This window comes from Paraburkholderia sp. HP33-1 (genome assembly GCF_021390595.1).
In the GTDB taxonomy this organism is placed as follows: Bacteria; Pseudomonadota; Gammaproteobacteria; order Burkholderiales; family Burkholderiaceae; genus Paraburkholderia.
The window spans coordinates 947,141-959,332 of sequence record NZ_JAJEJR010000003.1 but is presented as its reverse complement, the minus strand read 5'-3'; the positions used below and the strand labels follow the sequence as shown (position 1 = coordinate 959,332).

The 12,192-nt window shown below is 61.4% G+C and carries 12 protein-coding genes and 4 pseudogenes; 9 read left to right on the top strand and 7 right to left on the bottom strand.

Annotated features, from left to right (window positions below; all coding sequences use genetic code 11):
* Window positions 1-195: 195 nt before the first annotated feature.
* A complete protein-coding gene (locus tag L0U81_RS31345; RefSeq protein WP_233809692.1) occupies window positions 196-465 on the bottom strand; it encodes a DUF1488 family protein in 270 nt (89 codons plus the stop codon).
* A gap of 483 nt (window positions 466-948) precedes the next feature.
* On the opposite strand from L0U81_RS31345, the gene L0U81_RS31340 reads away from it, so the two are divergent.
* The 7 genes and pseudogenes from L0U81_RS31340 to L0U81_RS31315 form a co-directional block, all read left to right on the top strand.
* A complete protein-coding gene (locus L0U81_RS31340; protein ID WP_233809690.1) occupies window positions 949-1,254 on the top strand; it encodes a hypothetical protein in 306 nt (101 codons plus the stop codon).
* 200 nt (window positions 1,255-1,454) lie between these two features.
* Window positions 1,455-1,829 (top strand): BON domain-containing protein, encoded by a 375-nt coding sequence (locus L0U81_RS31335; protein ID WP_233809688.1) that lies wholly within the window; start codon window positions 1,455-1,457, stop codon window positions 1,827-1,829.
* 106 nt (window positions 1,830-1,935) lie between these two features.
* Window positions 1,936-2,541, top strand: a pseudogene (locus tag L0U81_RS31330) (IS6 family transposase); the annotation flags it as partial.
* A gap of 56 nt (window positions 2,542-2,597) precedes the next feature.
* Window positions 2,598-2,690: pseudogene (locus L0U81_RS33915) on the top strand (IS6 family transposase); the annotation flags it as partial.
* Window positions 2,691-2,928: 238 nt separating this feature from the next.
* On the top strand, window positions 2,929-3,501 hold the full coding sequence (locus L0U81_RS31325; RefSeq protein WP_233809686.1) for a sigma-70 family RNA polymerase sigma factor: 573 nt from the start codon (window positions 2,929-2,931) through the stop codon (window positions 3,499-3,501).
* Complete coding sequence (locus L0U81_RS31320; protein ID WP_233809684.1) at window positions 3,498-4,139, top strand: DUF1109 domain-containing protein; 642 nt, start codon at window positions 3,498-3,500, stop codon at window positions 4,137-4,139. Before L0U81_RS31325 ends, L0U81_RS31320 begins: the two co-directional genes overlap by 4 nt.
* A gap of 206 nt (window positions 4,140-4,345) precedes the next feature.
* A pseudogene (locus L0U81_RS31315) lies at window positions 4,346-4,550 on the top strand (helix-turn-helix domain-containing protein); the annotation flags it as partial.
* A gap of 93 nt (window positions 4,551-4,643) precedes the next feature.
* On the opposite strand, the gene L0U81_RS31310 reads toward L0U81_RS31315, so the two are convergent.
* From L0U81_RS31310 to L0U81_RS31280, 6 genes and pseudogenes are all read right to left on the bottom strand, one after another.
* Window positions 4,644-6,662: an NAD(P)/FAD-dependent oxidoreductase gene (locus L0U81_RS31310; RefSeq protein WP_233809682.1), complete on the bottom strand. Its 2,019-nt coding sequence runs from the start codon at window positions 6,660-6,662 to the stop codon at window positions 4,644-4,646.
* Window positions 6,663-6,774: 112 nt separating this feature from the next.
* Window positions 6,775-7,247, bottom strand: a pseudogene (locus tag L0U81_RS33755) (DUF1109 domain-containing protein).
* Window positions 7,244-7,747: a DoxX family protein gene (locus L0U81_RS31295; protein ID WP_233809679.1), complete on the bottom strand. Its 504-nt coding sequence runs from the start codon at window positions 7,745-7,747 to the stop codon at window positions 7,244-7,246. The pseudogene L0U81_RS33755 and the gene L0U81_RS31295 overlap by 4 nt, the downstream one beginning before the upstream one ends.
* Window positions 7,748-7,752: 5 nt before the next feature.
* Window positions 7,753-8,532 (bottom strand): HvfC/BufC N-terminal domain-containing protein, encoded by a 780-nt coding sequence (locus L0U81_RS31290; RefSeq protein ID WP_233809677.1) that lies wholly within the window; start codon window positions 8,530-8,532, stop codon window positions 7,753-7,755.
* Window positions 8,522-9,463 carry an MNIO family bufferin maturase gene (gene bufB, locus L0U81_RS31285; RefSeq protein WP_267957349.1) on the bottom strand — a complete coding sequence of 314 codons (942 nt, stop codon included), beginning with the start codon at window positions 9,461-9,463 and terminating at the stop codon, window positions 8,522-8,524. The genes L0U81_RS31290 and bufB overlap by 11 nt, the downstream gene beginning before the upstream one ends.
* Window positions 9,464-9,494: 31 nt before the next feature.
* Window positions 9,495-9,806, bottom strand: coding sequence for a BufA1 family periplasmic bufferin-type metallophore (locus L0U81_RS31280; protein WP_233809675.1), 312 nt, complete (start codon window positions 9,804-9,806; stop codon window positions 9,495-9,497).
* Between the two features lie 286 nt (window positions 9,807-10,092).
* On the opposite strand from L0U81_RS31280, the gene L0U81_RS31275 reads away from it, so the two are divergent.
* Together L0U81_RS31275 and L0U81_RS31270 are read left to right on the top strand one after the other, a co-directional pair.
* Entirely contained in the window at window positions 10,093-10,425 is a 333-nt protein-coding gene (locus L0U81_RS31275; RefSeq protein WP_233809672.1) for a DUF1223 domain-containing protein, read from the top strand.
* Between the two features lie 388 nt (window positions 10,426-10,813).
* On the top strand, window positions 10,814-11,926 hold the full coding sequence (locus tag L0U81_RS31270) for a lactonase family protein (protein ID WP_233809670.1): 1,113 nt from the start codon (window positions 10,814-10,816) through the stop codon (window positions 11,924-11,926).
* Window positions 11,927-12,192 lie beyond the last annotated feature (266 nt).

The following is a 12,192-nucleotide window of genomic DNA, read 5'->3' as shown; positions in this document are numbered from 1 at the left end:
CCCTTCATCCCGTAACGTGAGTTTGTTGACGTGTGTCCGTTCAGCGGCGAAGCATATCGCCGCCGTCGCGCATATTCAATGCGCCAATATAGGTAATTGTGTGCAACTAACGGTCGACCACGCAAGCGACTCTAGTCCGCTGCGTGGAGCCACAAACCAGCTTGCAGAGCCGTGGCGCAATTCGTCGCCAGCCGTTCACAGTCGCGCGAAATCCTCAGCTGTCAGCTCAAGGGGCTTGGTGGGATGGGCGAGCACCTTGCGCTCGGCGACCGCACGGATGCGGCCATAGCCGCTCCGGAAAGCCTCGAGGATGTGGAAGTCATCAGCGTTGGGTTCGAGCCAGAAGTATTCCTGGAGTGCCTCGACCGCAATCACGCATTCAACGATGCCATGCGGTCGTGCGAGGCTGAAGGACACGCCGCGGCGGGCGTCAAGCAACTGGGGTTCGAGGTCGAGTGTTTCCATGGCAGATCAGCAAACAATCCAGAGACTTATCTTTATGGCTGGATCGTGTGTCGATGTCCGGAGAAAACTTGATCGGTCCTTTCGCGACTCATACAGCACTTTTGGTGCTGCTCAAGGCAATCATCAAGGTGCTTGCCGTTGAACACCCGAAGCGCGCCGAATTACCTTGCCCAGTAGAGTTGGCGGCAAATCGCTGCAGAATGCGGTCCTCATGGCCGCAGGCGAGGGGCGCCGGACCGGACAAAACGCTTGCAGGCGTTAACCGCCGTGCTGCCTGCTTGCAAGGCGAGGCGACCTGCGAAAGTGCTAGCATCAGGTTAGCGAAATTCCCCGGTAGATGGTCGGACAGTGAGCAAACCCACGGGAAGAGGCAATCATGCGCGAGCTTCCTCGATGCCCGCCGCGTCAGCGGTTCACATTCAGGCAACGGACGACTGACGACCGCCTGCCGGTATTCGCCGGACGGCGGCAGGGAGGAGAGGGATGCAGAACGGCAGACCGCCGCCGCGGCGCGTGACGTACGAGACAGGGATCCGGATCGGCGGCTCCGGATGGTTCGGCCGATTGCTGGCTGCGGTTCTGGGCGTGATCGTGCTCGTGGTGGCCGCGATGCTTTCAGTGGTGCTGCTCGCCGTGCTGTTCGGAGTGGGCACGATCGTCGTCGGCTATCTCTGGTGGAAGATGCGCGCGCTGCGTCGGCAGGCGCGTGCGTTCGGAGACGACGGTCGGACCGTCGACGTTGAGGTGGTCCACAAGGACTTGCCCGACGACGACTCCGCGAAACGCTGACGATCGATCCCGCGTGCGCCTGCGGTCATCCGCTTTTCACATCGGCGATTTATCCCCAGCCGGCGGTTATCGAAGCCGTGACGCCCTCCAGGGATGATCGTAGCGCCAGAACACCGTAGAACCGCCGTTTTTCGCGCCAGAAGTACGTTCCCCCCAAGTTGAGAACTTATGGGTCTTTCATCCTTTGCGGAGGGGGGCGCATGAACGTGAATGGTGCGAGCAGAAAAATCGGCGCGATCCTGGCTATGGTCATCATGAGTAGTGGATCGATCGATGCGAACGCGCAGACGGGCATGAACACGCGGGCCGGCGCGACGGTGCAAAGCGTGGCGTACTCGACGTCGCGGCTTCAGAACAGGCCGGACAGTGCCGTGAGTCGTGACGTCCGCAGCGCCCTCAGACGCACACCGAACCTGGATGCTTCAGGGATTCGGGTCGGGGCGCGCCTTGGCATCGTTACGCTCACCGGATGGGTACCGGAGCGAAGGCAGATCGCGATCGCTGGCAACGCGGCAAGATCAGTGCGCGGAGTCAGGTCGGTGTCGAACCAGTTGATCTTGCGAAACAGCCGTTAAACAACGTCTCGCAAGCGGGTCGCGCGCAATCCCGGCGCGTTGCGCCACGGCCCCCGTTCGCGACGATGCCGCAGCCGCGGCACTGTCACGTTGCTGAGATGGTCGGGTAAGAGTCGGTTACGAAACGGTCCGACGCTGGTGCGATAAATTCGGCGCGTGCTTCCCGCATCGTGTCAAGGCGGCTCGCCGCAAGCCCGGCACGACCTGGCACCTTGACGAAGTATTTGTGACGTTGCGCGGCGAGCCTTACCTGTTATGGCGCGCCGTCGGTCAGCACGGCGTCGAGCTCGATATCCTGCTACAGAAGCGCCGTGACAAGGCTGCAGCCAAACGATTTTTCAAGAGCGTGCTTGCCTCGTGTGCTCAAGCACCGCGCAAGATCGTGACCGATCAAATGCGCAGCTATCCGGCGGCGAAAGCCGAGATTCCTGAGCTCGATCACATCAGGCACGCATTCGTCAAAGCAAGTGCGCGGCTGAACAACAGGGCCGAAAACAGTCATCAACCGACTTGCGAACGCGAGCGACACATGCGTGGTTTCCGCGATCCTGAACGCACGCAGGCTTTCCTATCGAGCTTCGGTCCGATCCGGCAGCACTTCGCGCTCAAGCGACATCTACTGCGCGCCTCGCTCTATCGCAAACAACTCGCCGCACGCTTCGACGCCTGGCATCGCTTCAGTGAGATCACCCGAGATCCGTCCGCTTTCTGAGCAAATGCGCGTCCTCTCCGCTATTGCGTCGCAAACCCCTTAACGTGACAGCGCCCCATCGCCACATCAAATCCAGAACGAATGTGATGGGCGGTTTCAAACGGTTCAGGAATGTCGCGACCACGATTTCAGGCATCGATCTGACGCATCATATTCGTCGCTATAGCTCGTGACCGGGCCGTGTGGAACAGAAAAGACCGCCATCCGGCAACTACCGATGCGTCGTCATCCTGCATCTGTAAGGTAGTTTGTCATGTGTCAGGGCGCGGTTACATCCCGCGAGGCTTTTTCGCTCACGCGGATAAAAGAGGCAAGCGCGAGCCGTCCGGGAACGCCGATGCTCGCGGCGATGGAATAAACTCCTGTTTCCTGTAACCGGCACCCTCGATGAAGCGAACTACTGATATCTCCCTCGCGCAGGGGAAGGAGTCGCATCTGCGCGCCCTGTTCCTGCGCGGGCTGGACGGCGATGGTGCCGGATACCGGCAATTTCTCGCGGAACTGGGCGGGCACTTGCGTGGCTTTCTGCGGCGGCGGCTTCACGATCGTGCGGCCGATGTCGAGGATCTCGTGCAGGAGATATTGCTGGCAGTTCACAACGCAAGGGACACATATCGCGCGGAGGAGCCGCTGACCGCATGGATCCACGCAATCGCACGCTACAAGCTGGCAGATTACTTTCGGGTGCGCTCCCGGCACGACGCGCTGAACGATCCGCTCGACGATGCAGCCGAATTGCTCGCCGCACCTGATCTCGAGCCGGCGCAAGCAAAACGTGACGTCGTGAAGCTGCTGGAGCAGTTACCTGATCGCCAGCGTCTGCCGATCATGCATGTCAAACTCGAAGGACTATCCGTGATGGAGACCGCGAAGTTGACTGGCTTGTCGGAGTCGGCGGTCAAGGTCGGCGTGCATCGTGGACTCAAGGCATTGGCTGCAAGGATTCGAGGAACGCGATGAATACGGATGAATTCATTTCCCTGCTGGCGGCCGGTGTTTCGCCGGTGGACCGTCACGTGATCGCGAAACGCTTTTGCGTCGCAGTACTGGTTGGCGCGGCTGCTGCGACGCTGATCACGGCGACGCTGCTCGGCATCCGGCGTGACCTCACCGAAGTTGCACTCAAGCCTATCTTCTGGGCCAAGATCGCGCTGCCGTTATGTCTGATGATAGGCTCGCTGTGGATGTCGACGCGGCTCTCGCGGCCAGGCGTGCGCGCGGGTGGCAGCGGCTGGTTGATTGCTGCGCCGGTCGCGGCGGTGTGGCTGGCGTCAGCGTATGTATTGATGGCTGCGCCCAAGGACGCTCGGCTCGCGATCGTGCTCGGCGAAACCTGGCGAGTCTGTCCGTTCCTTATCGCGATGCTGGCGGTTCCCGGCTTTGCTGCGGTGTTTTGGGCGCTCAAAGGACTGGCGCCGACGCGGCTCGCTGTCTCGGGTGCGGCGGGAGGCTTGCTGGCCGGTGCGATTGCGGCGCTCGCGTATTGCCTGCATTGTCCGGAAATGGGCATCCCGTTCTGGGGTGTCTGGTATTTGCTAGGGATGCTGGTGCCGACGTTGATCGGTGCGCTGCTCGGTCCGCGTCTTTTGCGCTGGTAAGTGCCATGGCCGCATGCGAGCCTCGATGACACCGGCTGCACGAAGTTCTCCCGCTGGTCCCGACGAACTCATCACGCTGCTCGACATTCGCGTGCTGGGCCTGTCCCAGTGCCTTCTCAGCGAGGGTTTTGTGCTTGATCTGGACGCTAACAACGCGCTCGGCATGCACTACATCCTTTCAGGCGGAGGGACGTTGCAAATCGCTGGGGCTCGCGCCGATGGAACACCTGCTGACCCGGCACATGGCGCTCGCGAACGATCTGCTGCCCCGCTCACGCCCGCATCACCGAGATTGCGCAACGTGTCGGCTACAGCTCGGCCAGCACCTTCAGCGTTGCCTTCACGCGGCACGTCGGCCGGCCACCTACGCGGTATGCGCGCGAGGAGCAGCCGACCCGGGATGGCGGGTAAGCAGGCGCAAACTGGTTGCCGGCAGGCGCGGAGCGCGAGCCTCAGCAGGCGATGCTCCGAGCGCACCAAGCGCCGGTGTGCGCACTGCGAATATCAATCCGACCGCCTGTCGGAAGCCGGATCGGTAATGAGTCTCGTGCCGCGTCGGAAGGTGATATAGGCCCAGAGCCAATCCAGCAGGACCTTCACTCTGTTCGGCCCGCCGGTGAGGAATGCGATATGTGCGGCGCCCCAGAACCACCATGCTGGCGCACCCCACATGCGGATGGGGCCGATTTCCGCCACTGCGGCCTCGCGCCCGATTGTCGCGAGGCTTCCGAAATGTCTGTATCGAAACGGTGGTGGACGACGGCGTCCCGCAAGCTGCGCGTCGATCACCCGCGCAGCATATTTTCCCTGCTGTTTCGCGGCAGGCGCCAACCCCGGCACCGCTGCTCCGTTCCAGCCCAGACTCGAAGCAGCGTCGCCAATTGCATAGACGCCTTCAACTGCCGGAACAGAGAGGTCTTCGTTCACCCTGATTCGTCCCGACGCGTCCTCTGGCTGGTTTAGCCATTTGGCAACCGGAGACGCCGCCACCCCGGCAGCCCACAGGATGGTGTGGGATGCAATTCTTTCTTTTCCGAGATCGGCGCCATCCTGATCCACGCCCAGCACTCTCGTATCGAGGTAGACCGTGACACCGAGCTTCCGAAGGGAACGTTCCGCGGCGGCAGACAGGGAAGGCGGGAATGTCGGCAGAACGCGCGGGCCCGCATGAACCACGATGACACGCGATATCGACGGATCGAAGGTGCGATATTCCTGCTCCATCCCATGGTGCGCCAGTTCCGCGATGGCGCCGGCCAGCTCGATACCCGTTGGTCCTCCGCCGACGACGATGAACGTTAGCCACGCGGCACGGGATGCTTCGTCGGCGGCCGTTTCCGCCTCTTCAAATGCCCGCAGCAGACGGCTCCTGATGGAGGTTGCGTCCTCTATGCTCTTCAGCCCGGGCGCGTACGGCGCCCAATGATCGTTGCCGAAGTAACTGTGACGTGCGCCGGTCGCCAGTACGAGATAGTCGAATTTCAGGCTGGTTACGCCGATTAGCACTTCGCGGGTGGCGGTGTCGATGCCCGTGACTCTCCCCAGACGTACCTGCACGTTTCGTTGTCCGCGAAAGAGGCTTCGGATCGGCGTTGCGATTTCCCCGGGCGACAACGCTGCGGTGGCGATCTGGTAGAGCAGCGGCTGAAACAGATGATGATTCCGCTGGTCGATGAGGGTGATCCGGCACTGCGAATTGCGTAGACCGCGAACTGCCTCGATCCCGCCAAAGCCACCGCCTACCACCACAACATGTGGATGCCGATCCAACCCGCCTTCCGCGCTGCCCGGGCTGTTGAGCACCCAGTGGGTGAATAACTGATCCACCGAAATGACGCCGGGCCCCGTGGCTACAAACATAAGTAATAGGAGGAGAATTGCGAGCCGGTCGTCCATGGACATCGCTATGCCAGCGAGTGGAACCATGGCGGCATAGATGAACATCGCCGGTCGCGTCATGCAGCCGAAAGCGATGCAGAATGCGAGCATCGCGGCGATCCATGATGGATAGACAAACAGTGTTACCAGACTGTGATGAGTGGCCTGATGGAACAGGGAGGGCGTCGATGCGCAAGCGAGACAGAGCGATGCCGCTATGCCTGCGCGCGAAACGAGCAGCAGCGCAGGTGACACATATCGTTCTATCAGCTCATAGAATTTCCCGATCTGTCGGACCGGCCCAAGTGGAGCCCACGCCAAGCCCCGCCCCAGCATCGCGTCGAGGGAAAACGTTCCCGGACCCAGCACGACCAGCCACGCGAGCAGGACCAGCGTTGCGCCGCCCGGACCGAGGGCGATCGATCCGTATCCACCAACGAGCAACACCAGCGCTATGGGCCGGGTGAGGAGGCCTGCGGTGAGCAGGAGCGGCACGATACCGTGAAGCGCTGCATCAACGCTGGACGGAGCATGCAATCTGACGCCGGTTACGCCGCCTTGATTGCTTTCCGCCATGGCCATGATCTGATGCACGAGCACGATCTGTCCGAACCAGACGCGCGTGGCAAGAAGAAGCCACGGCATGCAAAGCGCGCGTACTTTGGGAGCCAGGCGGAGCAGGCGTTTGAAGGCGTTCCGGAGCATACGGCACCATTTCGAGTGAACCATCACGGCAAACGGGGCGTCGACGCGAATCTCACCAGCGCAGACAATGCGGCGCGACGGCCGAGCCGACTGCGGTCGTGATGACGATCGCGAGCACGTACCAGACACCCCAAAAAGGACCACCATCTCCGGGCAACGGAGCGACTAGACGAGCAATCCCTGCGCGCCGGCCAGCAGACCCGTGCCCGCGCCGGCGACGGCGAGACGCGTCGGTGCGAGCTGCTTCATCGCGCGCGTCATCACGGCGAGCGAGGTAGCGAGAGCAGCACGACGTTAGCCGTCGTCGCGCGCCATGTCATGCCGAGCATCAGCTTGAGAAGCACCCAGAACATCGTCGTGAGGATCCGCTCGGGCATGTCGCTGCCCACACCGTCCGGCGCGACCAGCAGGACCGTGCTGCCGGCGAAGCCGTGCAACGGCGCGCGTAAGGCGCCTCGCGACGGCGTTGCGCTCGATGGACGACACGTCGCACGCGAGCTGGGCGACCATTCCTCGCGTTTTCATGAGCGGTACGCGCGGTCACCGAGCAGATAGTCGATCGATATTACGCCGGGACCCCACGCGGCGATGGCGAGCGCCATGGCAGCCCACGTGATATGGATCGGCCAGCCGTCCGGCACTGTCAGCTCGATGATGCACGTCATCAGAAGCAATCCGGCGGCCGCGAAGCGCGTGCCGAATCCGAGCACGAGCAGCACCGGAAACCCGACTTCGCCGCACGCGGAGAGGAACGCGAAGAGGGCGGGCGCTGGGAACGGATAGGGGCCGCCAGGCAGATGGAGCTTGAATTCGTCGGTGAATAGATCGATGGCCGTGTCGTTGAGCTGCAGGAAACCGTGCCACTTGAGGATGCCCGATTTCCAGAAGGGCACGGCAAGCGCGAGGCGCAGCATGAGCTGCACGAACGACGGTTGTGCGAGCCGTTCGATGAAGCGCCGGGCACATCCGATCGCGTGCGCGACGTTGCTCGCAAAAGACGGTCTGGAGTCTTGTCGAGTTTGCATGGTGGTTACGCTCCCAGTTGAACGGCTGCGAACACGCCGGCCGAAATCATCGCGGCCAGGCTGGCCGGTAGGTCGAAGGAGTCGCTCTCCTCGAAGGCGGCCTGAGCGGCGGCGCCGAGCGGCATGCCCTCGATGAGCGCGACGAGAAACGCCGCTCCGCCCGAGGGCAGGCGCGAGACAATCACGTCGCATTCGGGCCGCGTGACGAGCGCGTCTTCTGCGTCGCTCGAATGCAGCGGGGTGACGGGGCCAGGCGCGCGGTTCATTGCGAAGATCGCGACGGCCGGGTAGCGCGAGCGCACGATGCGCGCGGCCGGATGCGGGACGAAGCGCACCTGTGCGAGCGAACCCGGATCGATGCTCGCGAATGCCTCGGCCGCGAGCGGAACGGCATCCTCGGCGTGATACGCGTCGAGCCACGCGCGCTCGATGCGTGCCGTATCCGCAAGCCAGGGCATGTCACCCGCGTATTCGTAGGTTTCAATGAACGCCGGAAAATCGCGTCCGTACTCGAACAATAGCGGTGAAGCCGGTGGCGTTGCACGCACGTGAAAGCGGGCCATCGCGCGGAAGAACTCGACGCCCGTGATGCGCTGCACGGCGGGATAAATCGCGGCGAGCGCATCGATGAGGCTGACTGTGACGTTGTTGCGATAGACGTTATAGCGCTTGACGACGCCCTTGCCGTGCGTAGCCACGATGCCTTTCGGCGTGGCGAGTTCGGGGTTCGTCAGTCCCCGCGCAAAGGTCGCCGCGTAGTCGATCGTGTATTGCTCAGGCTTCATGGTCGACGCGCTCCGGGTGATATATATCGGATTCCAATCCACCTTTGCGGGCAAGTTCGCAGACAATTCTCCGGGCCGCCAGTGCTTGTGCGCGCAGTTCAGGCCACGCAGGCAGCTGGCTGTCCCATTCGATCAGCGTCGGCATTGGTCCGGTGCGCGCGATCACATCGCGGTAGAGCGCCCATACCGGATTGGCTACGGCGCGGTCGTGGCTGTCGATGAGCAGCGGCGCGTGTTCGTCGTCGAGTTGCTCGCTGTGGCCGGCCAGGTGAATCTCGCCGACATATTCGAGAGGAAAATCCGCGAGATAAGCGCGTGCTTGATAACCGTGATTGGTCGCCGAAACGAAAACGTTGTTGACGTCGAGCAGCAGCCCGCAGCCAGTGCGCTGTGCGAGAGCACGGATGAAGTCCGTTTCGGTCATCGTCGACGACTCGAACGCCACGTACGTCGACGGATTCTCGAGCAGCATCGGACGTCCAATGGCTTCCTGCACCTGATCAATGTGTTCGCAGACCTGGTCGAGCGCAGCCTTCGTGTAAGGCAGTGGCAGCAGATCGTTAAAGAACGTGCCACCGTGCGAGGACCACGCGAGATGTTCGGAAACGAGCGCTGGTTCATAGCGCGCGACCAGCTCGCAAAAGCGCGCGAGGTGGCGGGCATCGAGCCCATCTGGTCCGCCGATCGACATGCAAACACCGTGCAGCGAGACCGGATAGCGCTCGCGGATTGCGCTCAATGCGCGGTGCGGCGTCCCGCCAGCGCCCATATAGTTCTCGGCGTGTACCTCGAAGAAGCCGTCCTGCAGGCCGTGTTCGAGAATCGCCGCGAAATGTTCGTGCTTGAAGCTAGTGCCCGCGAGCCCGGCCGCCCCTGGCGCTGCGCAAAGGGGACGGTCGGAGCCCGCCGCTGATCGGATGGAAGTGTTCATGACCGTCCCCTCCCTTTCGTCGTCGTCGCGATCAGGACTTGATCGGCGTGAGCGAACCGTGGCCACCGCCCGGCACGACGATGCTCGCGCAGGTGCCGCCCTGAACGAACTTCCACGAGTTGCCCTGGAAGTCGACCGTCGACGTTCCCTGGCAGGTTGTGCCCGGACCAGCGGCGCAGTCGTTTTGGCCCTTCAGCGCGACGCCGAAGCACTTTTCCTTGTGAGCGGCCATCGCGGCGCTCACTTCTTCCTTCGTGAGCGGCGCGGCATGAGCGACCGAAGCGAGCAGGCTTGCAACGGCACCTGCGAGCAGGGCCGAACTAACAGTGGTTTTTGCGGACATGGACGTTCTCCAGTGATTGAGTTGAGAGGTATCCGTCGTGGATACACCAGCTAATTCGCGTGATTCCGAACGTCGGTTACACGGATCGAATCTTTTGCATGAAGCTTGGAGGGGGAGAGGGCGCAGGACGCTCGCAGGAACTGCAGCAGGTGCTTTCTCGCGAAAAAAAATAATTCCGGCTGTAACCGGGATGCGTAACCGAACGAACTAACGGACTGGGGCAACGAACGTCCGCATCTGAGTGCGGCTTGATGGTGGCCCTGAATTCTGGCTGCGTTGAGTGGATATGCGGTTCCGCCCGCAACTTCCGCTTGCATTTCATGTGACTTACTGGAACAGCTTGGGCTGGCTGGATCCTTACTCGCTGGAGGCGGCCACGCAGCGCCAGGCGGAATACAGCGCGCGTTTTGGTGAGAGCGCCTATACGCCGGAAATGGTGATCGACGGTCAGAAGGGACTTGTTAGTTCGAATCGACGTGCGGCAGAGGCGGCGATCAAGTTCGCTCAAAAAGCCGACGAGGCAGGCGTTGATGTTAGTGGCGTGCGTCACGGCGGGACGCTATCAGTCACGGTCGGGCCCGGCACCGGTCGGGGGCAGGTCCACGGTGGTTGGATATGACGTCGGTCACGTGACAAAGGTTGGGCGAGGCGAAAACGCGGGTCGCGCGCTCACGGAGTCAAATATCGTTCGCTATAAACAGATGTGTAGGAGAGCTGAGGTTATAACTGGCGTGCCGCCGAATGAGCGTCACCAGTCAGCGTGCGGAGTTCTGGTTTCGCCATTCCTGAATGGAAGGAATGAAACGGCCGTGGAACCAGTTCCGACTATTTGATAAGGAATCGAAATTGCATGGGATGGTAAAAAAATTGATGTATTTTTCCGTGCACGTTGTCTTGCGTCAGGTGTGTTTCCTGTACTGCCAATCGACGCGCCGACAGAAAAACGGACGTCCAGTGTAGTGGCAGTGCCCGCAGCGAAATCGAGTCTACCAAGTCAGGAGTTCGCCATGTCAATTGTCACGTACAGGTCATCGTTTCTATTTCGAACCATCGCGCTCGCAACTGCGTTGGGATTCGCTTCAATCAGTATCGCGCAAGCCGATTCCGAGGACGGCCCGCAAGGAGCGGTCTACGTTCTCTCAAACCAGCTGTCGGGAAACTCGGTTATTGTCTTTTCTCGATCTGCAAACGGAACACTTACCTATGCGGCTACCTATTCCACTGGCGGAAAAGGAGCGGGCACTGGATCCGATCCGCTAGGCTCGCAGGGTTCGCTGACGTTGGACTCGGGCTTTCTGCTTGCTGTGAATGCCGGCAGCAACGATGTTTCGCTTTTCGCGATCGACGGCACCAAACTGACGCTACTCGACAGAGAGCCATCGGGCGGTCAAATGCCCGTCAGCGTGGCCGTCAAGGGAGCCATCGCGTATGTGCTCAATGCCGGTGGCACACCGAACATCAGCGGCTATTTTGTCGACGCGTTTGGCAAGCACCTCGTTCCGTTACCCGGCTCGCAGCGATTACTTGCTGGCGGAACCACGGCCCAGCCTGCGCAAGTCAGGTTCGCGCCGGATGGCGACGAATTGCTGGTAACCGAAAAGGGCACGCAACTCATTGACACGTATTCCGTCGGTTTTACCGGGTACGCCTCGACTGCAACGCCTCACGCCTCAAACGGCGTTACGCCGTTCGGTTTTTCCGTCACAGCACGCGGTTTTGCAATCGTCTCTGAGGCCGGGTCCGGTTCGGTTTCCTCATATGAGGTCGTGAATGGCAAGCATCTTGATTCGATCAGTGCATCGGTCCATCTGGGGCAGACGGCCCCGTGCTGGCTTGTCACAACCGGCGACGGACGGTATGCCTATACCGCCAATGCCGGTAGCGGCACAATCAGCAGTCTGCAAATTGGCGCGGATGGTACGCTAAGTTTGCTCAATCCGGCTGCAGGTACGCTCGACGCGCCACTCGACATGGCGCTCAGCAGTCGCAGCAAATTCCTCTACGTACGGGAGGGAAACGGCGCGGTAAGTGGTTTTCGCGTGATGCCTGACGGCACACTCGAACCGATTGGGGCCGTAACTGGCGTACCGTCCGGAGCCCAGGGGATCGCGGCGCGCTAGGCACGTCGCCCGCGACAGGCGATCTGCCGCAGAAATCCTGGACAGAAATGAGTGTTAGTGTTTCGGGTTGTGATGTGATGAACGCTCCTTTGCCGTGGGCATCACGACCTGCCCACTTTGGCATGAATCTCTCGCTGTTTAGCGGGAGTCGTCCATCACATCACAACCAACTTGTACAAGATGTCGGTATTATCGCAACGTCGCGGCTCGCGGAATTCACCTTCACTTTCTCGGTTCCCCGTTGATAGGCCATCCAGATATAGATG

What these genes read in the sequence shown, in the direction of transcription:
- L0U81_RS31335 (WP_233809688.1), top strand. Translation starts at nt 1,455, where the DNA reads ATGAACGTGAATGGTGCGAGCAGAAAAATCGGCGCGATCCTGGCTATG.
- L0U81_RS31345 (WP_233809692.1), bottom strand. Translation starts at nt 465, where the DNA reads ATGGAAACACTCGACCTCGAACCCCAGTTGCTTGACGCCCGCCGCGGC.
- L0U81_RS31325 (WP_233809686.1), top strand. Translation starts at nt 2,929, where the DNA reads ATGAAGCGAACTACTGATATCTCCCTCGCGCAGGGGAAGGAGTCGCAT.
- L0U81_RS31280 (WP_233809675.1), bottom strand. Translation starts at nt 9,806, where the DNA reads ATGTCCGCAAAAACCACTGTTAGTTCGGCCCTGCTCGCAGGTGCCGTT.
- L0U81_RS31275 (WP_233809672.1), top strand. Translation starts at nt 10,093, where the DNA reads ATGCGGTTCCGCCCGCAACTTCCGCTTGCATTTCATGTGACTTACTGG.
- L0U81_RS31295 (WP_233809679.1), bottom strand. Translation starts at nt 7,747, where the DNA reads ATGCAAACTCGACAAGACTCCAGACCGTCTTTTGCGAGCAACGTCGCG.
- L0U81_RS31310 (WP_233809682.1), bottom strand. Translation starts at nt 6,662, where the DNA reads ATGCCGTGGCTTCTTCTTGCCACGCGCGTCTGGTTCGGACAGATCGTG.
- L0U81_RS31290 (WP_233809677.1), bottom strand. Translation starts at nt 8,532, where the DNA reads ATGAAGCCTGAGCAATACACGATCGACTACGCGGCGACCTTTGCGCGG.
- L0U81_RS31270 (WP_233809670.1), top strand. Translation starts at nt 10,814, where the DNA reads ATGTCAATTGTCACGTACAGGTCATCGTTTCTATTTCGAACCATCGCG.
- bufB (WP_267957349.1), bottom strand. Translation starts at nt 9,463, where the DNA reads ATGAACACTTCCATCCGATCAGCGGCGGGCTCCGACCGTCCCCTTTGC.
- L0U81_RS31320 (WP_233809684.1), top strand. Translation starts at nt 3,498, where the DNA reads ATGAATACGGATGAATTCATTTCCCTGCTGGCGGCCGGTGTTTCGCCG.
- L0U81_RS31340 (WP_233809690.1), top strand. Translation starts at nt 949, where the DNA reads ATGCAGAACGGCAGACCGCCGCCGCGGCGCGTGACGTACGAGACAGGG.